Below are 21,989 nucleotides of genomic sequence, written 5' to 3' on the forward strand. Positions count from 1 at the left end.
GAGACTGGCTCGTCCCTAAGCCACCGAATTGCCGTGTTCCCAGGAATGTCAGTGGGCCTGGCTAGCTTGCGATCATCGCCGAGACCGGAGGTCGACTGATGTATCGACAGGGAGACGTGTTGATCGTGCCCGTGACGGAGGAGTCGGTGCCGCGCGGACTGCGCCCGGTGCCGCGCGACCCGCGCGGGAGGCTGGTGCTGGCGGAGGGCGAGGCGACCGGGCACTGCCACGCGATCCCGGGCCCGGGAACGCTGTACCCCGGTTTCCTGCACCTGCCCGCGGGCGGACGCCTCGTCCACGAGGAGCACGACCCGATCTCGCTGCCGAAGGGCTGGTTCCGGGTGATCCGCCAGCGGGAGTACGTGCCCGGCTCGTTCCGGACGGTTGCCGACTGATGGGCCGACTGATGGAGACGGGGGAGACGCTGACCTGGGAGCGGGTGGCCTTCGCCACCGGCGAAGGCGACCACGACGAGGCGTCGGCGGGAGTGCGGCTGGCCTACCGCGAGGCAGGCTTGCGCGAGCCGGAGGCGATCGTACGGCTGGCCTCCCCCGCCGCCGGGGCGATCGCGGCCGTGTGGCTGCTCGGCACCGACGAGGTCCGGGCGGCGATGGAGGAGATCGGCTTCGGGCGGCTGCGGGCCCTCGACGGCATCGACCCCGGGGTCTCGGTGCGCTACGAGGTCCGCACCGTGCCCTGGGAGAGCGCCAGGGCGGAGGCGAGCGCCGCCGCCGGGCCCGCCGGCTGGGCCCGGTTGTGGGAGGAGACGGGCGGCCGGCTGTGGCCGCGCGTCGACCGGCTGGTCACCGAGATCCGCAGGGCGATCGGCGACCTCGGCGGCGACGTGCTGCGCCAGGCGACGCTCGACGCGGTGCTCGGCCAGCACGACGCGCCCTGGCTGTCGGCCTTCGAGGGTCTGGAGGGGCTGAAGCGGGCCGCGCGGCACGCGGGCTGGTGGTGGCCGTACGAGCGGGTCGCGATCGTCACCGACCGGCCGGTGGAGCTGCACCTGGACGACGTGGGACGGCTGCACTCTACTTTCGGCTCCGGGCCTTTCGGCTCCGCGGCCGAGGCCCCGGCCCTGTCGTACGCCGACGGCTTCGCGCTGCACGCCTGGCACGGGATGCCCGTCCCCGCGGGGTTCGGCGCGACCATGACCGCGCTCACCCCCGAGCGCATCCGCGCGGAGGAGAACGCGGAGCTGCGCCGGGTCATGCTGGAGCACTTCGGCCTCGACCGCTACCTCGCCGAGTCGGGCGCCCGGCCGCGGCACTCCGACGAGACCGGCGTCCTGTGGCGGATCGACCTGCCGGGCGACGAGCCGGTGGTGATGGTCGAGGTGGTCAACTCGACGCCCGAGCCCGACGGCACCCGGCGCACCTACTTCCTGCGGGTCCCGCCGTGGGTGACCAGGGCCCGCGAGGGGGTGGCGTGGACCTTCGGCGTACGCGAGGAGGACTATCACCCCGAGCGGGAGACCTGATCCCAGGCGGTGGGGACGCGTTCCAGCACGCCCCCCGCGAAGACGTCGTAGAGGCCGAGGGGCTCCAGGTGGACGTACCCGATGTGGCAGTCGCAGACGGGCAGCGGGCAGGCGCGGGGCCGCAGGGCGGGGCGGTACGAGCCGTCGTAGAGGTTGCCCAGGACCTCCGGCACGAAATGGCAGCGCCTGACCGTCCCCTCGCCGTCCACCGAGATCACGCTGTCCCCGGTGCGGCACGGCAGGCCCAGGCTGCGGTGCGCGTGCCGGCTGTAGCCGAACAGCGGGTCGACGGCCGTCCAGTCCGCGGCCTCGGCGTCGCTGTAGACCCGGCCCTCCTGCGCGTTGACCCACAGGTAGGTCTCGGGCGGCAGGTCCGCCCGGAGCCTGCGGGCGTCCGCCAGATGCGCGGGGTCGCCGACGATGCCGACGCTGTGCCGTACGGGCAGCGAGCGGACCTTGGGCAGGAACCGCTCGTAGGGCACCTGGCTGGGGTGGTAGGTCACCCACAGCGCCGCCCGGTCCGACGCCTCCGCGAGCCAGCCGGTGCGGCAGCTCAGGTTCGTCTGGATGGCCACCCGCCGCACGTTGCCGAGCCAGGACAGCCGCACCAGCGCCTCGCGATACCAGGACCGCACCAGTCCCTCGCCCCACGGGGTGAACAGCACCGAGATTTCGGCGTCCTGGGCCGCCACCCACGCCGTGAACCGCTCCAGGGCGGCCCGGTCGGCGCGCAGTTGTTCCGGGGTGTCCCTGCGCTTGGCGAACGGGCAGTAGCCGCAGTCGTAGTCGCAGCTCGCCAGCGGCCCCCGATAGAGGATGGTCAGCACGCGTCGTATTCCTCCATGAGCGCCCTCACGCGCGGCGAGAACAGCGCGGGGCCGATGGCGTCGGAGTGGGCGAGCCCGTCGGGGGTCGGGCGCACGGCGGACGCGTCCGCCGTCAGCCAGCCAGGGAAGCGGTCCAGCAGGGGGAAGTCGTCGAGCACGTCGGTGCCGAACCTGGACCGGTAGAGGTCCCGCGACAGCCCCTCGGTCCGCAGCAGCGACTGGATGAGGTGCCGCCTCCTGCGCTCCTCCTCGTCCAGGGCGAACCCCACGTTGGCCACGCCGAAGTCGTCGCGCCGCACGTAGTCGTCGATGATCGCCCGCACGTGGCGGGCCCCGACCGCGTACTCGAAGGAGTGGTGCAGGGCGCTCGTGTACGACCGGGCCCCGCAGCCGAGGCCGACCATGCCGTCGGTCTGGCAGCAGTAGTCCGTGGACGCCGTCGTATCGGGCAGCCGGAACATCCGCATGGACACCTGTTCGTACCCCGCGTCGAGCAGGTGGTCGCGGCCCAGGCGGTACAGCTCCATCCGCTGGTCGTCCCAGGCGCGGCCCTGCCTGCCCAGGCCCGTGAGAGGCCGGACGTACAGCGGGTAGAGGTACAGCTCCTCCGGCTTCCACGTCAGCGCGGCGTCCAGCGAGTAGCGCCAGGAGTCGGGCGTCTGCCCGTCGATGCCGTAGATCAGGTCGATGTTGAGGGTCGCGATGCCCGACGCCCGGATCGCGTCGAGCGCGGCGTCCACCTCCGCGCGCTTCTGCGGCCGTACGGCCGCGCGGGCCTCGGCGTCGACGAAGCTCTGCACGCCGATCGAGATCCGGCTCGCGCCCCGCTCGGCCAGCACGGCCAGCCGGTCGGGCGTGGCGGTGGCCGGCGAGGTCTCGACCGAAAGCGGGATCTCCCGCAGGTCGACGCCCATCGCCTGCTCGGTGAGGTCGAACAGGCGGGTCAGCTCGCGGGCGTTCAGGTAGGTGGGCGTGCCGCCGCCGAAGGCCGCCGTCGCGAAGCGCGGCTCGTCCAGGGCGGCCCGTACGGCGCGCGCCTGCCGTTCCAGGGCGTCCAGGTAGGCCCCGGTGAGGCCCTCAGGAGCGCCCGTGCGGGTGAACAGGTTGCAGAACCCGCACCGCATCTCGCAGAACGGGATGTGGACGTACAGCGCGCCCGCCCGTTCCCCCGCCCAGACCTCGCTCAGCGCCGGGCGCGGATCGAGCGGCCGGTAGGCGGTCTTGTGTGGGTAGGCGTAGACGTATCCCTCGTAAGGCGTCAATCGTGCTCCCCATCGGGATCAACCAGGATGAACTCGGCGTAGGGCACCGTCCAGACGACCTCGTGGCCCACGCGGTGCCCGACGTGCCCGTCCTCGCCGTACGCCGTCCCGTGGTCGGAGCAGACGATGACGAGGCAGGGCCGGCGCATCAGCGCGTACAGCCTGCCGATGTGCCGGTCGACGTATTCGAGCGCGGCGGCGTGGGTGTCCGGGCCGTCCCCGGTGGCGCCGGGAAGGTAGAAGTGGTTGGGCTGGTGCAACGCCGACACGTTGACGAACAGGAAGACCGGCCGGTCCCGCCGGGCCAGCACCTCCTCGGCGCGGTCGATCTGCCGTTCCAGCGAGTGGGGGCTGGTCACCCCGAACTCCGGCTCCCAGTGGCTCTCCGCGAACAGCCCGGGCAGGGCCGAGCCCAGCGGAGTCAGCTTGTTGAAGAACCCGACCCCGCCGACGCAGACCGTGTGGTAGCCGCCGCGGGCGAGCCCGGCGGGCAGGTCGGGCGCGTCGAACACCCAGGTGCCCGCCCCGGTCGTCTCGCTGCCGGGGAAGGTGGCGGCGAACGGGCGCGGGTGCGGCCCCGGCGTGACCGGCGTGGGCAGGAACCCCGCGAAGATCGCGGCGTGCGCCGCGTAGGTGAAGCTGCCGGGGCTGTGCCGCCGCTCCCACCTGCGGCCGCCGGGCAGCAGGTTGGGCAGCCGCCCGGCGTCGGCCAGCTCGGCCGCGACGTCGTAGCGGAGCGTGTCGAGCGTGACCAGGAGGATGTCGTGGGTCCCCACGATCGCGTTCATGTCCATCGCCGATCCAGGATCGCCTCGGCCTGCTCGGCGTAGGTGTCCCTGCCCGTGCCCGCGAGGTCGCCCAGGCCGGGCAGCAGGTCGCCGAACGCGTTGACCTCCGCCACGGCCACCGACCGCCGGTCGGCCCCGACCATGATGTCGACACCGGCGGTCAGGCTCCCCGGGAAGCACGCGGAGGTCCGCGTGGCCACGTCGAGCACCCGCTCCCACAGGCCGGGCCGCGCCCTGACCACGCCGAGGTCGCCCCGCTGGCCGCCGAGGTGCAGGTTGGTGATCGGCGTCCTGCTCGTGCGCATCACCGCGTGGGTCGGGCTCCCGGCCACGGTCACGACGCGCAGGTCGAACGTCCTGCCGCCCGCCGACGCCTTCGGGAACCACCGCTCCACGTGCAACCCGTCGGGCGCGAGCGTCTCGACCAGCGCCTTCACGTCGGCCTCGTCCTCGTAGGAGCGGACCCGCAGCGAGTTGCACAGCGCGCCGCCTGTCCACGCCGCCGACGTGACCGCCTTGACCCGGCCCGCGTGGGCCTGGAAGGCGACCACCCCCGAGGCCGACGAGCCGTGGGCGGGCTTGACGAACACGCGGGCCCAGCCCCGCTCGGCCATCCGCTCGCGCAGCTCGCCGTACGAGCCGGCCTCGAAGGCGGGCGGCACCGGCACCCCGGCCGCGGCCAACCGGGCGTGGCAGCGGCGTTTGTCGAACATCACCGCGATCTCCTCGACGTCCCCCAGCAGGCGGACGCCGGGGAGCGCGGCGATCCTCCGCAGCCCCGCGGTGAAGGCGGCGTACCAGGCCGCGCCCCCGCCCACCCGGGTGGGGTCCCCCGGCCCGCGCAGCAGCGCGTCTGTCTCCGCGTCCTCGCCCGGCGAGTCGATCCGCACCAGCGTCCCCGGCGGCAGGCCGATCTCGCGTCCGGTCAGCACGTCACGCCAGGGGACCACCCGCGGCTCGGGCAGCCCCCGGGCGACGACGGCGTCGCGGAACATCGTCACCCGCCGGTCACCCGGCACCCCGACGACAGCGAGGCTCGGTGTCACTCGCTCACCGCCACGTAGCGCTCGTAAGCCGGGCCAGCACGGGGGCGGCGGCGACCGCCGCCGCGATCTCGTCCTGCGCCGGGCTCGCCGAGTCGAGCAGGCGCCGAAGTTCCTGCTCGAGTCCCGGCTCTCCCCCGTTGCCGGACAGCCCGTTGGTGAGAGCCCACGCGACCGCCGATGGGTCGGCGACCGTCTCTCCCGGCTCCACCACCGGCCTGCCGGCGAAGAACCGCCCGGGCTCCCACTCTTGGCCGTACAGGTAGAGGTTCTCGTGGACGAAGGTCTCGCCGGGGTCGGGCGTGGCCGTCACTCGCTCACCGCCACGTAACGCCAGACCTCACCCTCGTCCTCCTCGGCCTCCTCCTGTTTCGACAGGTCGACCTCGACGCCCGGCAGCGCCTCGGTCACCCGGGCGACCATCGCGTCGGTGAGGAAGTGGTGGTGCAGGTCGAGCGTGTGCAGGTGGGTCAGCGGCTGCCCGCCGAGCAGCGCCTCCGCCCCGGCGTCGGTCAGCGTGCCCATCGACAGGGCGAGGGACTCCAGCCGGGCGACGACCGGCGCGGAGGCCACGGCCGCCGCGATCTCGTCCTGGATCTCGCTGTCCTGCAGGCCGAGGTGGCGCAGCGCCGGCAGCCGCTCCCCGGACAGGATCGGCGCCAGATCGGCGACTGTGGCGTTCCCGCCGTAGTCCTCGACCCCCAGCCACAGCTCCAGGTGCTCCAACGCGGGCAGGTCGCAGGCCCCGACCGCCCGCACCACCTCGGCGGGCAGCCCACCGGTCTCGAACCGCAGCATGCGCAGCGACTCGTGCCTGACGGGCCTGAGCTCCAGTCCGGTGCCGCCGCGCACCTCCAGCCGCTCCAGCCGGGGGAAGGCCTCAAGCAGCGGCGTGACGTCCGACTGCGTGATCCAGGAGATCTCCGCCTCGTCGGAGCTGATCGCACCGAGGAAGAGCGAGCGCAGCCCGGGGAACCGGGCGGCGTTGTCCACGAGCAGGCCGACGAGGAAATCCGACGAGGTGCCGTAGCAGTCCTCCCACCCGCCGATCACGAGTGCCGGGACCTTGGCCGTGTCCACACGCTTCAGCAACGCGTCGAACGCGTCCTCGATGTCGTAGTCGTCCCACCCCGAGCTGATCCGCACCGCCACCGAAGCCGGGTCGGGGATCTCCTGCTCCTCCGGAGCGATCTCGACCACCGGCAGCCCGGCGTAGCTCTCCTCGTAGCGATGCTTGTAGCCGAAGTAGGTGTCGTACGGAATCATGGGCGGACTTTCTCGTCGGGGGGAGTCGGCGGGTCCGTCCTACCAGACCCCGCCGACAATTACGCGATCACGCGTCCGCGGCCAGCGCCCGTACGTCGGGGTGCATGCCGGGGGTCGCCGACACGAGGGCGGCCAGCGAGCCGAGGATCGTCACGGGCCGCGTCCTCGACGCCTCCACGGCGGCCAGGTAGCGCCAGGCCACCAGTTCGGCCACGTCGTCGCGGGCGTCCGGGTCCACCCAGGCCGTGGCGATCATTCCCAGCAGGGCGGCCTCGGTCACCCAGTCCTCCGGCCCGTACGCCAGGTCCGCCAGCACGCTCCTGCGCTCGGACTCCGCCCATGCCTGACCGGCCTGGTGGTGGGCGATGCCGAGGCAGGCCCACGCCTGGACCTGCCTGATCCACAGCGGCACGGCCGCCGGCTCGCCGTACGGCGACAGCGGCGGGTGGGCGAGCACGCCGAGCAGGTCGCCGAGGGACAGGCCCGACAGGCGTACGGCGTGGTCGTAGGCGGCCGGCAGGTGCGGCCAGCGCAGCGTCGCGACGGCGGCGACGGCCTCCAGCGCCTCGCGGGACGGCGGCGGCACGGCGGGCACGGCCGTCATGCCCTCGTAACGCCACACCCGGCGTGTCACGCTCCGCACCGGGCCGTGGGCGTACACCTCCGGCACCGTCAGCCGCGCGTCGGGTTCCGGCGCGTCGGCGACGGTCACCGCGAAGCCGGGCACGACCAGGGAGAAGGCGAGCAGCGCGCTGGGCGGCTCGGGGGCGGAGACCGTGAGCTCTCCGCTCGCCGGGACCTCCTCCTGCTCCACCACCTGGTAGAGCACGTCGATCACCGACTCCGTCGGGCCGGGGACGCGTCCCAGCCAGAGGCGCAGCGCGCAGTGCTCGCCGAGGACCGCGTCACCGTGCTCGTTGCCGGGGTCGTCACGCAGGTGGTCGGCCAGCTCCACCAGGTGGCGGACGTCCCCGTCCCGCTCGAAACGCATCCCGCAGGCCGTCGGATAGGCGTTCGGGTGCCGGGGCTCGCGCCGCAGCGCGCGCTCCACCCACTCCAGGCCCTCCTCCGGGCGACCGCTGCTGTACAGCATCTCGCCGATGTCGGTGTACAACGCGAGGTTGGCGGGGTCGTGCTCGAGCGCCCGCACCATCGCCCGCTCGGCCTCGGGCCACCGATGCAGGTCGCGGCACGCGTATCCCTCGGCCAGGGCGGCCTGGAAGGACGGCGCCAGCGCGTAGGAGCGGGCGGCCAGCTCGACCGCCTCCTCGGCCTCCCCCACCCTGCGCAGGAGGAGCGAGGCCAGCCAGAGCAGCGACGCGTCGTCCGGATGGGCGCGCAGCGCGCCCCGCACCAGGGCGACGTACGGCAGCAGCGCCTCGCGGCCGTCCTCCGGCACCGTGCCGGGCAGCCCGGAGGCCAGCAGCGAGACGAGCGAGCCCAGTTCGCCGGGCGGGATCCGCCCGGGCAGCTCGGGGTCGAGCACCCACGGCACGTGCGCCCAGCGTCCTCCCGGCTCGTGCCGCTGCACCGAGATCAGCAGGCGCAGCGCGGGCACGTGCTCGCCTCGCGCGGCCAGTGCGTGGGCGCGGGCCAGCGCGGTGCCGAGGAAGACCGGCTCCTCCAGGGGGAACAGGTCCGGCCCGCCGCCCGGCCCGGCCAGCAGCCGCGCAAGCATCTCATGCGCCTCGGGCAGGGCGGGATCGTGGGCCAGCGCCGCCGCGACATGCGCGGCGGCGTGCCCGGTCTCCCCGTCGGCCAGGGCCAGCCGCGCCATGCTGACCTCGCCCTCGGCCTGGGCGCGGGGATCGTCCATGCCCTCGTCGATGCCCTCGTGCGTCATGCGTCCTCCGATCCGGCAGTCGTGATCATCACTCTGCCAGAGCGGCGGAGAGCACGGCCGCAGGGATCAGTCGACCACGACCAGGTCCCTGGTGGTGTTGTTCATCCGCTCTCCGGCGGTCTCGCCGCAGACGACGATGTCCTCGATCCGGGCGCCGTGCCGTCCGGGCAGGTAGATGCCCGGCTCGACGGAGAAGGCGAACCCCGGCCGCATCTCCTCGGTGTTGCCCGCGACGATGTACGGCTCCTCGTGCGTCTCCAGGCCGATGCCGTGCCCGGTGCGGTGGACGAAGTACTCGCCGTACCCCGCCCCCGCGATCACCTCGCGGGCGGCGGCGTCCACCGACTCGCAGCTCACGCCGGGCCTGACGTGGGCACAGGCGGCCTCCTGGGCGCGCTTGAGCACCTCGTAGTACGCCGCGAAGTCGGCCGGGGGCTCGCCCACGCAGTAGGTCCGCGTGGAGTCGGAGCAATAGCCGCTCGGCATGACGCCGCCGATGTCGACCACGACGGGCTCGCCGGGCCGGATAACCCGGTCGGTCAGCTCGGCGTGCGGGCTGGCGCCGTTCGGGCCCGAGCCCACGATCACGAAGTCGACCCGGGCGTGACCCGCGTCGATGATCGCCTCCGCGATGTCCTTGCCGACCTCCCGCTCGGTGCGACCGGCCTTCAGCAACTGGGGCACCAGGTTGTGCACGGCGTCGATGGCCGCCCCCGCCTCCGCGAGCGCCGCCTTCTCCGCGGGCGACTTGCGCATGCGCAGCTCGCGCAGGACGCTCCCGGCCAGCACCTGCTCGGCCCCGGGCATGGCCGCGCGGAACCGCAGCGACTGCAGCGCCCACATGCGGTCGGCGAGCCCGACCCGGGCGACCGGGCCCAGGCGGCGGGCCACCTCGGCGAACGGGTCGTCGGTCTCGTCCCACGCGACGAACTCGATGCCGAGCCGGGAGGCGGGCGAGTGCTCGGCGGCCGGCAGCTCCAGGCGCGGCACCATCAGGAACGGCTCGCCGGACGCCGGCACGACCAGGCAGGTCAGGCGTTCCAGCGGCATCGCGTCGTAGCCGGTCACGAAGCGCAGGTCGGGGCCTGGCGTCAGCAGCAGCGCGTCGAGACCGGCGCGGTCGACGGCCTCGCTCACTGCGGCCGGACGGGTCGTGGGATACAGGTCGGAGTGCTCCGGGGACATCGTCGTCACGCGACCTAATCTAACGAGCGCGGGCCCTTACGACGTACCCAGGTGCGCATACCACAGCCGCCACGCGGGCCAGCTTCGCGGGGCTCTGGCTTATTCCACGCCATAGAAGAAAACCAACCCCCGCGGAATGCAGGACTGCTACGCTCCGCGTCAGGGCGAACACGGAACGTCCGCACAGCACTGCAAGAGCGGCATCGAGAGCGAGACAAATGGTCGGCGTAGTGGGCGGCACAAGGCCCGCCCTTCCCCCCGCGGACGACCGCGACCCGGACTTGACGCCCGGCGCCGCCCCCGTCGGCACCCTCATGGTTCAGGACATCGGCGGACCGCGGTGGGCCGAGCGCCGGGAACGCGCCGTCGAGGAGCGCCGCGTCACCCTGGCGCTGCGGGAGGCGATCCTGCCCGAGCCCGGCGCGTCGATCGACCTGCCCTACGCTCGGATCGCGGTCCGGTACGTCCCGGCGGGCCGGGCGTCGAGCCTCGGCGGCGACTGGTACGACGCCGCGCCGCTGCCCGACGGACGCATGTTCCTCGCGGTGGGCGACGTGTCCGGACACGGCCTGCCCGCGATCGCCGAAATGGCGCAGCTGCGTCACGCGCTGCTCGGCCTGAGCATGACGGGGGCCTGCCCCGGCAGGCTGCTGACGTGGCTGAACACCCTGGTCCTCACCCGGTTGGACGACACCACCGCGACCGCAGTGTGCGGCCACTTCGACCCGGCGACCCGCCTTTTCACGTGGGCACAGGCGGGCCACCCCGCCCCGATCCTGGTGCGTCGCGGGGGCGCGCGCCAGCTCGGGGCGCCCCGGGGGGTCGTGCTCGGGGCGACGTCGAGCCTGCCGTACGGGGTGGCCGACGTCCGCCTCGAGCCCGGCGACCTGCTGCTGATGTTCACCGACGGCCTGGTCGAGCGCCGCTCGCGCGACATCGGCGCCGGGGTGTCCCTCATCGTGGAGGCGGCCGTGGCGACCGGGCTCGGCACGGCCGGAGCGGACCTCGACGCGGGCCTCGACCGCCTGCTGGAGGCGATCGGCGGCCCCAACCCCGAGGACGACACCTGCCTGCTGGCCGTGGCGGTGACCGGAGAGGGTCCGCGGCACCCCTGACAGGCGTGACAATGGCAGGGTGCTGATGCTTCTCGACACCCCGTCGCTGTACTTCCGCGCCTTCTACGGAGTCCCGGAGTCGGTGACCTCGCCGGACGGCATGCCGGTCAACGCGGTGCGCGGGCTCCTCGACATGATCGCCACCCTGGTCCGGCAGCACTCCCCCACCCAGATCGTGGCGTGCATGGACGCCGACTGGCGGCCGGCGTTCCGGGTGGCCGCGATCCCGTCGTACAAGGCGCACCGGGTGGCGAGCGGCGACGAGGAGGAGGTGCCGGACACGCTGGCCCCGCAGGTCCCGGTCATCGAGGAGGTCCTGGACGCGCTGGGCATCGCCCGCGTCGGCGTCGCCGGATACGAGGCCGACGACGTGATCGGCACCTACGCGACCGCCGCCGCCGACGCCGTGGACATCGTCACGGGCGACCGCGACCTGTTCCAGCTCGTCGACGACGAGAAGCCCTGCCGCGCCCTTTACACAGTAAGGGGAATCCGCAACCTGCAGATCATCGATGAGGCGTTCGTCCGGGAGAAGTACGGCATCCCGGGCCGGGCGTACGCCGACTTCGCGACGCTGCGCGGCGACCCGAGCGACGGCCTGCCCGGCGTCGCCGGCATCGGCGAGAAGACGGCGGCGGCCCTCATCACGCGCTTCGGCTCGCTGTCCGCACTGCTCGCCGCGCTGGACGACGGCGGCGCCGACGGCTTCCCCGCGGGCGCACGCAACAAGCTCGCCGCCGCCCGCGACTACCTGGAGGTCGCCCCTGCCGTGGTACGAGTGGCCCACGACGTCCCGGTCCCGGACGTCGACATCACCCTGCCCGCCGCGCCGCGCGACCCCGAGCGGCTGGTCGCACTGTCGGAGAAGCACGGCCTGGACAGCCCGCTCAACCGCCTGCTCGCCGCGCTGGCCTGACCCCCGGCCGTTACGGCCCGGAATGTCCACACTCGGGTAGGTTGATCGCGTGCCGTACACGACGATTCGCCTCCCGAACAACGTGGACGGGCTCCGCCCGGGGTTGAAAGCAGAGTTCGCCCGCATCCGCGGCGAGTTCGACCTGCCGGACGGTTTCCCCGCCCCCGTGCAGGAGGAGGCCGAGCGGGCCGCCGCCTCCCCCGCCGCGCCGCAGGAGGACCGGATCGATCTTCCGTTGATCACGATCGACCCGCCCGGCTCGATGGACCTCGACCAGGCGCTGTGCATCGAGCGGCGCGGGACGGGCTACCGCGTCTGGTACGCGATCGCCGACGTCGCGGCGTTCGTCCGGCCCGGCGGGGCGATCGACGCCGAGGCGCGGGTCCGCGCCGAGACCGTCTACATGGCCGACGGGCGTGTGCCGCTGCACCCGCCGGTCCTGTCGGAGGGCGCGGCCAGCCTGCTGCCCGGGCAGGCCCGCCCCGCGGCCCTGTGGCGGCTCGACCTCGGGTCCGACGGAGAGATCGAGGCGGTGGACCTGCGCCGCGCGCTGGTGCGCAGCCGGAAACGGCTCGACTACGAGACGGTCCAGGCCGCCGTGGACACCGGCCGGGCGGAGGGGACGATCGCGCTGCTCGCCGAGGTGGGGCCGCTGCGGCTGGAACGGGAGCGGGCCAGGGGCGGGCTGTCGCTGCCGACCCCCGAGCAGCAGGTGGTCCCCGACGGGAACGGCGGCTACCGGGTGGAGTTCCGCACGAACCACCCCTGCGAAGCGTGGAACGCCCAGATCTCGCTGCTCACCGGCATGGCGGCCGCCCGGATGATGCTGGACGCGGGCGTCGGCGTGCTGCGGGTCCTCCCCAAGGCGGGCCCGGAGGACGTCGGCAAGGTCCGCAGGGTCGCCGCCGCGCTCGGTGTGCCCTGGCCCGACGGCACGTCGTACGCCGAGGTCGTGCACGGGCTCGACCCGAAGATCCCCGGCCATGCCGCCTTCCTGCACGAGTCGACGGTGCTGCTGCGCGGCGCGGCCTACGTCGCCTTCGACGGTTCGGCACCCGCGCAGGTGCTGCACGCCGCCCTGGGGGCGCCGTACGCGCACGTCACCGCGCCGCTTCGGCGGCTGGTCGACCGGTACGGCACCGAGGTCTGCCTGGCCGTGGCCGCGGGCCGCCCGGTCCCCGAGGAGGTCGCGGCGGCGCTGCCCGGCCTGCCGGAGCAGATGGCCGCAGGCGGCAGGCGGGCCGGCGCGGTGGGGCGGGCCTGCGTGGACCTGGTCGAGGCGGCCGTGCTGCACCCCAGGATCGGCGAGGTCTTCGAGGCGGTCGTGGTCGACGTCACCGACGGCAAACCGGGCGGGCAGGTGCAGGTCACCGAGCCCGCCGTCATCGCCCGCTGCGACGGCGACCGCCTGCCACTCGGCGAGCGCGTCCCCGTACGGCTCACGCGCGCCGACCCCGCCACCCGCGAGGTCCGCTTCACCGCCGCCTGAGCGGCCGCCCGAGCGGCGGTCAAGCGGCGCTCGGGTGACGTGCGCCCGTCCGCGCGCGCCGCCTTCCGGGCCGCCGTGCGGCATCCGGCGCGGGTCAGCTGACGGAGGAGTAGGCCACGACCCCGCGGCGCATGGCATCGATGGCCTTGAGGGCGTTCTCGGCGACCTTGCTCCCCTTGGGCGCGGCATCCCTGAGCTGGCCGAGCAGGTCGAGCAGCTGCTTGACCCAGCGGACGAAGTCGCCCGCCGCGAGATCGCAGTCGGTCAGCACGGCGTCGAGGCTGTGGCCCTTGGCCCAGCGGAAGGCCGCCCAGGCGAAGCCGACGTCGGGCTCGCGGACGAACGACAGGCCGTGGTCCTGCTCGATGCCCTCCAGCTCGCCCCACAGCCGCACCATCTCCCCGAGCGCCTCGCGCGTGGCCCCGGCCGGGATCTTGGGGCTGCGGACGTCGTCGGCCTGCCGCGACTCGTACACCAGCGACGACACGCACGCGGCCAGTTCGGCGGGGTCGAGACGGTTCCACACGCCCGCCCGCAGGCACTCGGCCGTGAGCAGGTCCAGCTCGGTGTAGAGCGAGGCGAGCCTGCGGCCCTGTTCCGTGACGGTCTCGCCGTCCAGGTAGCCGAGCTGGTCGAGCACGCCGCAGACCCGGTCGAAGGTCCGGGCGATGACGTGGGAGCGCCCCTCGACCCGGCGGCGCAGCCCCTCGGTCTCCCTGAGCAGCTTGTGGTAGCGCTCGGCCCAGCGGGCGTGGTCCTCACGCTCGTCGCAGCCGTGGCAGGGGTGCTGGCGCAGCTCCCGCCGCAGGCGCGTGATCTCCTCGTCCTCCGCGGCGTGGTCGCGCGCCCGCGGCGGCTTGCCGAGGTCGCGGTCGCCCAGCTTCGCGTGCACCGTCGAGACGAGGTTGGCCCGTTCCTTCGGCGAGCGCGGGTTGAAGCCCTTCGGAATCCTGATCTTGTCGACCGGCTCGACCGGCACCGGGAAGTCGGCCGCCGACAGGCGCTTGACCTGCTTGCCGATCGTCAGCACGAGCGGCGCGGGGCCCTCGTGTCCCCGGCCGTTGACGCCGGGGTCGAGCACGACCGCGATACCCGCACGGCGCCCGCCCGGCACCCGGATGACGTCGCCGGGCTTGAGCACCTCCAGGGACTGCACGGCCTGGGCGCGGCGGGCCGCCCCCCGCTGGCGCGACAGCTCGGCCTCGCGGTCCGACAGCCGCCTGCGCATCGCGGCGTACTCCTCGAAGTCGCCGAGGTGGCAGGTCATCGCCTCGGCGTAGCCCTCGAGGGCCTGCTCGGCCTTGCGGAGCTGTCGGGCCAGCCCGACCACGGCCCGGTCGGCCTGGAACTGGGCGAAGGAGTCCTCCAGCAGGGTCCGCGCCCGCTCCCGGCCGACCTGCCCGACGAGGTTGACCGCCATGTTGTACGACGGCTTGAAGCTGGAGCGCAGCGGATAGGTGCGGGTGCCGGCGAGACCGGCGACGGCGAGGGGATCCATCCCCGGCTGCCAGACCACCACCGCGTGGCCCTCGATGTCGATGCCGCGCCGCCCGGCCCGGCCGGTGAGCTGGGTGTACTCCCCCGGGGTCAGGTCGGCGTGGGTCTCGCCGTTCCACTTGTCGAGCTTCTCGATCACCACGGACCTGGCCGGCATGTTGATGCCGAGCGCCAGCGTCTCGGTCGCGAAGACCGCCTTCACCAGCCCCTTGGTGAACAGCTCCTCCACGACCTCCTTGAAGGCCGGGAGCATGCCCGCGTGGTGGGCGGCCAGGCCGCGCTCCAGGCAGTCGCGCCATTCGAGGTAGCCGAGCACCGCGAGGTCCTCGTCGGGCAGGTGCGCGGTGCGCTCGTCCACGATCTGGCGGATCTCGTGGCTCTCGGCCTCCGTGGTGAGGCGCAGCCCCGAGTAGAGGCACTGCATGACGGCGGCGTCGCAGCCGTTCCTGGAGAAGATGAAGGTGATCGCCGGCAGCAGGCCCTCGGCGTCGAGCTTCTCGATCACGTCCGACCGGCTCGGCGTCGTGCCCCGGCCGGGCCGCGAGTAGCCCCGTCTGCCCCTGGCCTGGGCCAGCCGCATCTCGTCGCGGGAGATCCGCATGAGGGACGGGTTGACCCGCAGGGTGCCGTCGCCCTCGTCGACGAACAGGTCGAACATCTTGTTGCCGACCAGCATGTGCTGCCACAGCGGGACCGGCCGGTGCTCGTCCACGATGACCGTGGTGTCGCCGCGCACCTCGCCCAGCCACTCGCCGAACTCCTCGGCGTTGCTGACCGTGGCCGACAGGGCCACCACCCGCACCGACTCCGGCAGGTGGATGATGACCTCTTCCCAGACCGCGCCGCGGAACCGGTCGGCCAGGTAGTGGACCTCGTCCATCACCACATATGCGAGGCCGGTCAGCGTGTTCGAGCCCGCGTACAGCATGTTGCGCAGGACCTCGGTGGTCATGACCACGATCGGGGCCTCGCCGTTGACGCTGTTGTCCCCGGTCAGCAGGCCGACCTTGCGCGCTCCGTACCGCCTGACCAGGTCGTTGTACTTCTGGTTGGACAACGCCTTGATCGGCGTCGTGTAGAAGCACTTGCGGCCCTGCTCCAGCGCCAGGTGGACGGCGAACTCCCCCACCACCGTCTTGCCCGACCCGGTCGGCGCGGCCACCAGCACGCCGTCCCCGGCCTCCAGCGCCTGACAGGCGTCGATCTGGAACTCGTCGAGCTCGAAGTCGTAAAGTTCGCGGAACGAGGCGAGAGCGGGTCCGGCGCCGGACTGCCCCTCACGGAAGGCGGCATAGCGTTCCGCTGGCGTACTCATACCGTCAACCCTACCGATAACGGGATTCCGGGCGTCCGTCATCGGAGATCCTTTTACGCCTTTACGCCGTAGATCAGCCTCGTCGATCAGGGGCCAGGACGCGCAGCGCTCCCGGCTCGACGGCGCAGGTCAGCGGGGCGGGGCCGGCCCGCTCGCCGTCGGCGTACGCGACGACGTCACCGTCCAGAGCCTCGATCTCCACCCGCCGGGCCCGTCGCAGGGTCACGGCGGGGTGCCCGGTGTGGCTGCCCCGGTAGACGCGGGGGAACGTGCGCAGGAACTCGCCCTTGGGCACCGCCCCGAGCACGAGCACGTCGAGCAGGCCGTCGTCGGGCCGGGCGTCCGGGCACACCCGCATCCCGGCGCCGTACGACCGGGTGTTGGCCACCGCCACCAGCATCGCCTCGCGCTCGGCGGCCTCCCCGTCGAGGGTGATCCGGAACGGGATCGGGGTGAACGACCGCAGTTCTCGTGCGAGCGCGACCAGGTACTTCGCCATTCCCGGCGGCCGGGTCATGGCGTTGGCCCGCTCGTTGACGCGGGAGTCGAACCCGCAGGCGAGGACCCCGGCGAACCACTCATCCGGCCTGTTCCCGCCCGTGCCCAGCCTGGCCGCGTCGATCACCCGGCAGTCGCCCGAGGTCACGATGTCCGCGGCGGCGAGCGGATCCTTGCGCGGGATGCCGAGGGCGTCGGCGATGTCGTTGCCGGTCCCCGCGGGCACGATCCCGAGCGGCACGGCCGTCCCGGCCACGGCCTGCACGGCCAGGTGGACCAGGCCGTCGCCGCCGAAGGCGACGAGTGCGGCCGGCCCGGCGGCGACGGCATCGCGGGCCCGGCCCAGGGCGTCCGCCGCCGAGGTCCCGACGACCACCGAGACCGGGCGGCCGCCCGCCCGCAGCCGCCGCAGCACCGGGTCGAGCAGGCGCAGCGTACGGCCGCCGCGGGCGGCGGGGTTCACCAGGACGACGATCTCATCGGCCATACGCGGAACCTACCGCCACCCACCAGGCGACACCAGAGGGATATTCGGTCAGTCCCTCACGTCGACCGAGTCCGCCGTGCCCTCGGCGGCGGACGGCCCGTCGAGCTCCTCCTCGATGGCCCGTGCGTGCGCCGCGTCGGCGGCGTCGCGCTTCTTGTCGTGGAAGTACATGAACGCCTCCGCGACGAAGAACAGCGCCACCATCGGGAGCGCCAGGGCCAGCATGGTGACGGGGTCCTGGCTCGGCGTCGCGACGGCCGCGAAGACGAACATCAGGAACACGACCATGCGGGTGTGCTTGGACACCGTCTTGAACCGGAGCACCCCGATGACGTTGAGGAACACCAGCAGCAACGGCATCAGGAAGGAGACGCCGAAGATGATCAGCATCGCGAGCGCGAAGCTGAGGTACTCGTTGATGCTCACCAGCGTCAGCGTGCCCTCGGGCGCGAAGCCGAGCAGCAGGGACAGGCCCTTGTCCATCGTGACGTAGGCGAGGGCCGAGCCTGCGGTGAACAGCGGAACGGAGAGCCCGAGGAACGCCATGGTGTAGCGGCGCTCGTTCTGGTACAGGCCCGGGGTCACGAACGCCCAGATCTGGTAGATCCAGAACACGGCCGAGACCACCACGCCGAAGATCACGGCGACCTTGAGGTTGACGAAGAACGAGTCGAAGACCCCGTTCACCACCAGCGTGCACTTGTCGCCGTTCAGCTGGTGGGCCTGCGGCAGCCGGCAGTACGGCTGCTTCAGGAAGTTCCAGATGGGCTCGAAGTAGATGAACCCGACGGCGGTCCCGACGACCACCGCCAGGATGGCCTTGATCAGCCGGTTGCGCAGCTCGCGGATGTGCTCCATGAGCGTCATCCGCCCGTCGTGTGCCGTGGCGGCGGGAGTCGACCGTTTCAACAGGGCCATCTGGTTCGTCCTGGGGTCAGTGGGGGTGCGGCGCCTAGTTGGAGCGCTGCTCGTTCTGCGAACTCACCGGCTGCTGGCTCTCACGCAGCCTCCGGTTCTCCTCCTCCAGGACACGCAGCCGCTCCTCGACGGACGGGGTGGCCGGCGGGATCTGCGCCGCCGGCGGAGCGACGGGCTCGGCCTGCGCCTTGACCGTCTGCCGCTCCTCGTCCTCCTCGCTCATCTTGCTGGTTTCCTTCTTGAACATGCGCAGCGACTGCCCAAGGGCCCTCGCGGTGTCCGGGAGCTTCTTCGCGCCGAAAAGAAGGATCAGAACCAGGAGGATCAGAATCCATTCCATGGGTCCGAGGTTGGGCATGTCATGTCCTTACCGCGAGGGCCGTGGGTACTACTCCCCGATCGTACGCGCACCACACGCCAAAGTTCACCTGTCCGTGGGGCTCAAAATCACATCAATCGTGGGCAAAGTCCCTTATTCGGACACTCCGAGCCGCCCCTTGGCCCGCTTGACTTCGGCGTGCAGGTCCCGCGCCGCGGCGAGCACCCGGACGGCCGGCCACATGAGGACGGCGAGCCCCGCCACGACCACCGCGGACAGGGCGAAGATCAAAGTCATGCGCTTCCCCCAGGTCACACGGTCTCGTAGTTGGCCAGCGCCTGCTTGGCGGTGGCCGTCACCCGCTCGGCGAGGGACGCCGGGGACAGCACCCGGCCGCTGTCGCCCAGCCGGAGCGCGAGCCGCACCAGCCAGGACTGGTCGCGGGCCCGCAGCGAGACGCGCAGGCGGCCCTCGCCCAGCTCGGCGACCTCCTCGCAGGGGTAGTACTCCGCCACCCAGCGGCCCGCCGGGGTCAGTTCCAGCTCCACCAGCTCGTCGCTGTCCGACGGCCGGAACACGCCCCGGGTGACGTCCATCGGCTCGGCCCCGGCCGGCGGGTCCACGGGCACGTCGAGGATCTCGACGTCCAGGATCCGGTCGACGCGGAACATCCGCATCGCCTCGGCGCGGTAGCACCAGCCCTCCAGGTAGTGCCGCCCGTCCACGAGCACGACCCGCAGCGGGTCGACCTCCCTGGGGGTGATCTCGTCGCGCCCCGGCACGTAGTAGCGCAGCGACAGCCTGCGGCCCCTGCGGGCGGCGTCGGTGATGACGGCGTGGGCGTCCGGGGCCGCGCCGATCTCCACCTGGACCTGGCTGCTCACCGTGGCCGCGCCCTCGCCCGCCGCCTGCTCCAGCTTGGCGATGACCCGGCCGAGCACGTCGCGGCCCTGGAACTCGGGCAGTTCGTCGAGCATGCGCAGCGCGACGAGCAGCGCGCTCGCCTCGTCCACGCCGAGCTTGAGCGGCCGGGCGATCGCCTCGGCGTTGTCGATGAGGATCTCGCCGCCGTCCCACGAGACGTCGATCAGGTCGCCGGGCGTGTGCCCGGGCAGGCCGCACATCCAGACGAGCTGGAGGTCGTCGATGAGCTGCTTTTCCGACAGGCCGAACAGCCGTGCCACCTCGGGCACCTGCGCGCCCGGATGCGACATGAGGTAGGGCACGAGCGCGAGCAGCCGCGGCAACCGGTCCGAACTCACTGCAACGCCCCCTTCAGACGGCGGATCACGGCATCGCGCGCGTCCGGCGGGTCCAGCACGACGGCGTCCGCGCCGAGACTGGCCAGCCACCCGGCGAGGCGTTCCGCGTCGGCGAAGGTCACCTCGGCCTCGTCCCACTCCCCCGGCCCGTTACGCACGGCCTGGGCGGCGTGCCGCAGGCCGAGGCAGGTGCCCTTGCGTACGCGCACCAGGGCGACCCGCTCGTTCGGCAGCTCCTGGTAGCCCACCATGGCCCGCAGGTCCAGCCCCTCCGGCACGGTGAACGCCGCCGGCCGCCCGAGCGTGGACACGGCCCCGGTGATCCGGCTCAGCCGGAAGACCCGGGCGGCGCCGCGGTCGCGGTCGTGCCCGACCAGGTACCACCGGCCGCGCCTGCTGACGACCCCCCACGGCTCGACCGTCCGCCGCAGCACCGACTCGCTGCCGGCCGACCGGTAGTCGAAGGCGACCGCGCGCCGGTCCCGCACGGCCTCCCACAGCGCGGGGAACGCGGGGTCGCGGGTGTCCACCCGCAGCTCCAGCGGGCTCTCCGCGAGGTCGGCGTGCACGCCGCCAGCGGTCAGCTTCAGCAGCGCCCCGCCGGCCGCCTCGGCGAGGCTCGCCCGCTGCCACACCTGCGCGGCCAGGCCGATGACGGCGGCCTCGTCGGGCTCCAGCGTGATCTCGGGCAGCTCGTACGCCTCGCGTACGATCCGGTAGCCGGGGTCGTCCTCCCAGGGGTCCTTGTGGACCTCGATGGGGATGCCGATCTCGCGCAGCTCGTTCTTGTCGCGCTCGAACATGCGCTGGAAGGCCTCGTCGTTGTCCGGGTCGTACCCGGGGACGGCCTGCCGGATCTGCTCCGCGCTCAACGGCCGCCGCGTCGCGAGCAGGCAGATAACCAGATTGAGCAGCCGCTCGGTCTTCCGCCGCGACATCGGGCCTCCCTTCCAGTCGAGAACGCTACCCTTTTCGGCGTGATCAGATGGCGCAAGGGCGAAGTGGTGCGGGTCCGGCGCGAGTGGCCGGGGGCGGTGGAACTCGACGTCGCCGTCGCCGAGGGCGAGTGCCGGGCGCTCGCCTATCCCCCGCTGGTGGGACGCCCTGAAGTGGGCGACACCGTGCTGCTCAACACGACCGCCCTCGCCATGGGTCTCGGTACGGGAGGGTACGCCATGGTGGTGGCCGTCCCGGACCGTTTACCGCAAGATCCTTCCGGTGCCGGCCACCTGGTGAAAGCACGCTACACCCCGTTGCAGGCCACCGTGCTCGGCGCGGACGAGCAGGGGTCCCCGCACCACGAGGCGCTGCGGGAGGCCGACTCGGTCGATGGAATGCCCGTCGTGGTCGCCGACCTGCACTCCGCCCTGCCCGCGATCCTGTGTGGTCTGTACGCGGACTCTCCGGGGATCAGGGTGGCGTACGTGATGCAGGACGGCGGGGCGCTGCCTGCCTGGTTCTCGATGTCGTGCGCGACGCTGCGCGAGCGCGACTGGCTGTGCGGGGTGGTGACGACCGGCCAGTCCTTCGGCGGGGACGTCGAGGCGGTCACGCTCCACACCGGCCTGCTGGCCGCCCGCCACGTGCTCGGCGCCGACGTCGCCGTCGTGACGCAGGGGCCGGGCAACCTCGGCACCGGCACCCGCTGGGGCTTTTCCGGCGTCGCCGCGGGCGAGGCCGTGAACGCCGCCGCCGTGCTGACCGGGCGGCCCGTGGCCGCGCTGCGGGTCAGCGAGGGCGACCGCCGCGAGCGGCATGTCGGGGTGTCGCACCACTCGCTCACGGCGTACGGCCGGGTCGCGCTGACCCCGGCCCAGGTCGTCGTGCCTGATCTGCCCGGCGCGTTCGGGGCGACGGTGCGCGAGCAGGCCGCGGCCCTGGCCACGCGTCACGAGATCGTGACGGTGCCGGTGGAGGGCCTGCACGAGGCACTCAAGGCGTCCCCGGTGCGGCTGTCCACCATGGGCCGCGGCCTGGAGGAGGACCTGGCCTACTTCGTGACCTCCGCCGCCGCCGGGAGACACGCGGCGTCACTGCTGTCGTAGAACTCTCTGAACGTGAACGCCTTCGGGCCCGGCCCCTGCCCCCGGAGCAGGTCCAGGCGTGCCATGGCCTCGTCAAGCGGCGGCAGGTGGCCCTCGGGCACCCACCACATCACCGTGTACGGCTCGGCGATCCGGTGGAACCACTCCCGGCGGCGCCGCATCACCTCCAGATGGGCGCTGCGGTAGACGAAGTTCCACAACGTCTCGCGGGACTCCCAGACCGAGAGGTTCACGACCAGCATCTGTCCGTAGTCGTGCTGGATCAGGTCCGTGGGCTCATCGCCCTCCTTCATACGCCAGACGAAGCCGGGCGCGGCGTCCGACACCTGGTAGATCGGTTCCAGAGCGGCGAGGAAGTCCGCCAGCGTGGGGGAGTCGAGGGGTTCCCTGAGATGGGCGACGTTGAGCTGGGCGAGATGCATGCCCCGATT

General features: G+C 72.9%; 22 protein-coding genes. 6 read left to right on the forward strand and 16 right to left on the reverse strand.

Going from position 1 to position 21,989, the window contains the following annotated elements; translation table 11 throughout:
* Positions 1 to 116: 116 nt before the first annotated feature.
* Positions 117 to 395 (forward strand): DUF8820 family protein, encoded by a 279-nt coding sequence (locus QSK36_RS09710; RefSeq protein ID WP_240808753.1) that lies wholly within the window; start codon positions 117 to 119, stop codon positions 393 to 395.
* Positions 395 to 1,483 (forward strand): DUF6745 domain-containing protein, encoded by a 1,089-nt coding sequence (locus tag QSK36_RS09715; RefSeq protein ID WP_285782123.1) that lies wholly within the window; start codon positions 395 to 397, stop codon positions 1,481 to 1,483. Before QSK36_RS09710 ends, QSK36_RS09715 begins: the two co-directional genes overlap by 1 nt.
* On the opposite strand, the gene QSK36_RS09720 is transcribed toward QSK36_RS09715, so the two are convergent.
* From QSK36_RS09720 to QSK36_RS09755, 8 genes are all read right to left on the reverse strand, one after another.
* On the reverse strand, positions 1,462 to 2,310 hold the full coding sequence (locus QSK36_RS09720; RefSeq protein ID WP_285782124.1) for an STM4011 family radical SAM protein: 849 nt from the start codon (positions 2,308 to 2,310) through the stop codon (positions 1,462 to 1,464). The two genes, QSK36_RS09715 and QSK36_RS09720, sit on opposite strands and share 22 nt — an antisense overlap.
* Complete coding sequence (locus QSK36_RS09725; protein ID WP_285782125.1) at positions 2,304 to 3,572, reverse strand: STM4012 family radical SAM protein; 1,269 nt, start codon at positions 3,570 to 3,572, stop codon at positions 2,304 to 2,306. The genes QSK36_RS09720 and QSK36_RS09725 overlap by 7 nt, the downstream gene beginning before the upstream one ends.
* Positions 3,569 to 4,360: an STM4013/SEN3800 family hydrolase gene (locus QSK36_RS09730; protein WP_285782310.1), complete on the reverse strand. Its 792-nt coding sequence runs from the start codon at positions 4,358 to 4,360 to the stop codon at positions 3,569 to 3,571. The genes QSK36_RS09725 and QSK36_RS09730 overlap by 4 nt, the downstream gene beginning before the upstream one ends.
* On the reverse strand, positions 4,357 to 5,406 hold the full coding sequence (locus tag QSK36_RS09735) for an STM4014 family protein (protein ID WP_285782126.1): 1,050 nt from the start codon (positions 5,404 to 5,406) through the stop codon (positions 4,357 to 4,359). Before QSK36_RS09735 ends, QSK36_RS09730 begins: the two co-directional genes overlap by 4 nt.
* A gap of 4 nt (positions 5,407 to 5,410) precedes the next feature.
* Positions 5,411 to 5,716, reverse strand: coding sequence for a hypothetical protein (locus QSK36_RS09740; RefSeq protein WP_285782127.1), 306 nt, complete (start codon positions 5,714 to 5,716; stop codon positions 5,411 to 5,413).
* Positions 5,713 to 6,669, reverse strand: coding sequence for an STM4015 family protein (locus tag QSK36_RS09745; protein ID WP_285782128.1), 957 nt, complete (start codon positions 6,667 to 6,669; stop codon positions 5,713 to 5,715). Before QSK36_RS09745 ends, QSK36_RS09740 begins: the two co-directional genes overlap by 4 nt.
* Positions 6,670 to 6,736: 67 nt before the next feature.
* Positions 6,737 to 8,512, reverse strand: coding sequence for a tetratricopeptide repeat protein (locus tag QSK36_RS09750; RefSeq protein WP_285782129.1), 1,776 nt, complete (start codon positions 8,510 to 8,512; stop codon positions 6,737 to 6,739).
* A gap of 66 nt (positions 8,513 to 8,578) precedes the next feature.
* Positions 8,579 to 9,697, reverse strand: coding sequence for a M24 family metallopeptidase (locus QSK36_RS09755; RefSeq protein ID WP_285782311.1), 1,119 nt, complete (start codon positions 9,695 to 9,697; stop codon positions 8,579 to 8,581).
* A gap of 230 nt (positions 9,698 to 9,927) precedes the next feature.
* Here QSK36_RS09755 and QSK36_RS09760 point away from each other — a divergent pair, with 230 nt between their 5' ends.
* From QSK36_RS09760 to QSK36_RS09770, 3 genes are read left to right on the forward strand one after another with little or no spacing between them, the layout of a single operon-like run.
* On the forward strand, positions 9,928 to 10,812 hold the full coding sequence (locus QSK36_RS09760; RefSeq protein ID WP_285782130.1) for a PP2C family protein-serine/threonine phosphatase: 885 nt from the start codon (positions 9,928 to 9,930) through the stop codon (positions 10,810 to 10,812).
* A gap of 25 nt (positions 10,813 to 10,837) precedes the next feature.
* Positions 10,838 to 11,728, forward strand: coding sequence for a 5'-3' exonuclease (locus tag QSK36_RS09765; protein ID WP_183533458.1), 891 nt, complete (start codon positions 10,838 to 10,840; stop codon positions 11,726 to 11,728).
* A 49-nt stretch (positions 11,729 to 11,777) separates the two neighbouring features.
* Positions 11,778 to 13,217, forward strand: coding sequence for an RNB domain-containing ribonuclease (locus QSK36_RS09770; RefSeq protein WP_285782131.1), 1,440 nt, complete (start codon positions 11,778 to 11,780; stop codon positions 13,215 to 13,217).
* Positions 13,218 to 13,311: 94 nt separating this feature from the next.
* Here QSK36_RS09770 and QSK36_RS09775 read toward each other — a convergent pair whose 3' ends face one another.
* From QSK36_RS09775 to QSK36_RS09805, 7 genes are all read right to left on the reverse strand, one after another.
* On the reverse strand, positions 13,312 to 16,029 hold the full coding sequence (locus QSK36_RS09775) for a DEAD/DEAH box helicase (RefSeq protein WP_285782132.1): 2,718 nt from the start codon (positions 16,027 to 16,029) through the stop codon (positions 13,312 to 13,314).
* A 73-nt stretch (positions 16,030 to 16,102) separates the two neighbouring features.
* Complete coding sequence (locus QSK36_RS09780; RefSeq protein WP_183531291.1) at positions 16,103 to 17,014, reverse strand: diacylglycerol/lipid kinase family protein; 912 nt, start codon at positions 17,012 to 17,014, stop codon at positions 16,103 to 16,105.
* Positions 17,015 to 17,062: 48 nt separating this feature from the next.
* Complete coding sequence (tatC, locus tag QSK36_RS09785) at positions 17,063 to 17,932, reverse strand: twin-arginine translocase subunit TatC (protein WP_183531290.1); 870 nt, start codon at positions 17,930 to 17,932, stop codon at positions 17,063 to 17,065.
* Between the two features lie 34 nt (positions 17,933 to 17,966).
* Positions 17,967 to 18,290, reverse strand: a complete 324-nt coding sequence (tatA, locus tag QSK36_RS09790; protein ID WP_139572966.1) for a Sec-independent protein translocase subunit TatA — start codon at positions 18,288 to 18,290, stop codon at positions 17,967 to 17,969.
* Between the two features lie 114 nt (positions 18,291 to 18,404).
* Positions 18,405 to 18,548 (reverse strand): hypothetical protein, encoded by a 144-nt coding sequence (locus QSK36_RS09795; RefSeq protein WP_285782133.1) that lies wholly within the window; start codon positions 18,546 to 18,548, stop codon positions 18,405 to 18,407.
* A gap of 14 nt (positions 18,549 to 18,562) precedes the next feature.
* Positions 18,563 to 19,513, reverse strand: a complete 951-nt coding sequence (locus QSK36_RS09800) for a helix-turn-helix transcriptional regulator (protein WP_285782134.1) — start codon at positions 19,511 to 19,513, stop codon at positions 18,563 to 18,565.
* On the reverse strand, positions 19,510 to 20,451 hold the full coding sequence (locus QSK36_RS09805) for a helix-turn-helix transcriptional regulator (RefSeq protein WP_285782135.1): 942 nt from the start codon (positions 20,449 to 20,451) through the stop codon (positions 19,510 to 19,512). Before QSK36_RS09805 ends, QSK36_RS09800 begins: the two co-directional genes overlap by 4 nt.
* A 39-nt stretch (positions 20,452 to 20,490) precedes the next feature.
* Here QSK36_RS09805 and QSK36_RS09810 point away from each other — a divergent pair, with 39 nt between their 5' ends.
* Positions 20,491 to 21,558, forward strand: coding sequence for a DUF3866 family protein (locus QSK36_RS09810; protein ID WP_285782136.1), 1,068 nt, complete (start codon positions 20,491 to 20,493; stop codon positions 21,556 to 21,558).
* Here QSK36_RS09810 and QSK36_RS09815 read toward each other — a convergent pair.
* Entirely contained in the window at positions 21,504 to 21,980 is a 477-nt protein-coding gene (locus tag QSK36_RS09815; protein ID WP_183531287.1) for a DUF3291 domain-containing protein, read from the reverse strand. The genes QSK36_RS09810 and QSK36_RS09815 overlap by 55 nt on opposite strands.
* Positions 21,981 to 21,989 lie beyond the last annotated feature (9 nt).

It is taken from the genome of Microbispora sp. NBRC 16548 (assembly GCF_030268985.1).
Lineage (GTDB): Bacteria > Actinomycetota > Actinomycetes > Streptosporangiales > Streptosporangiaceae > Microbispora > Microbispora catharanthi.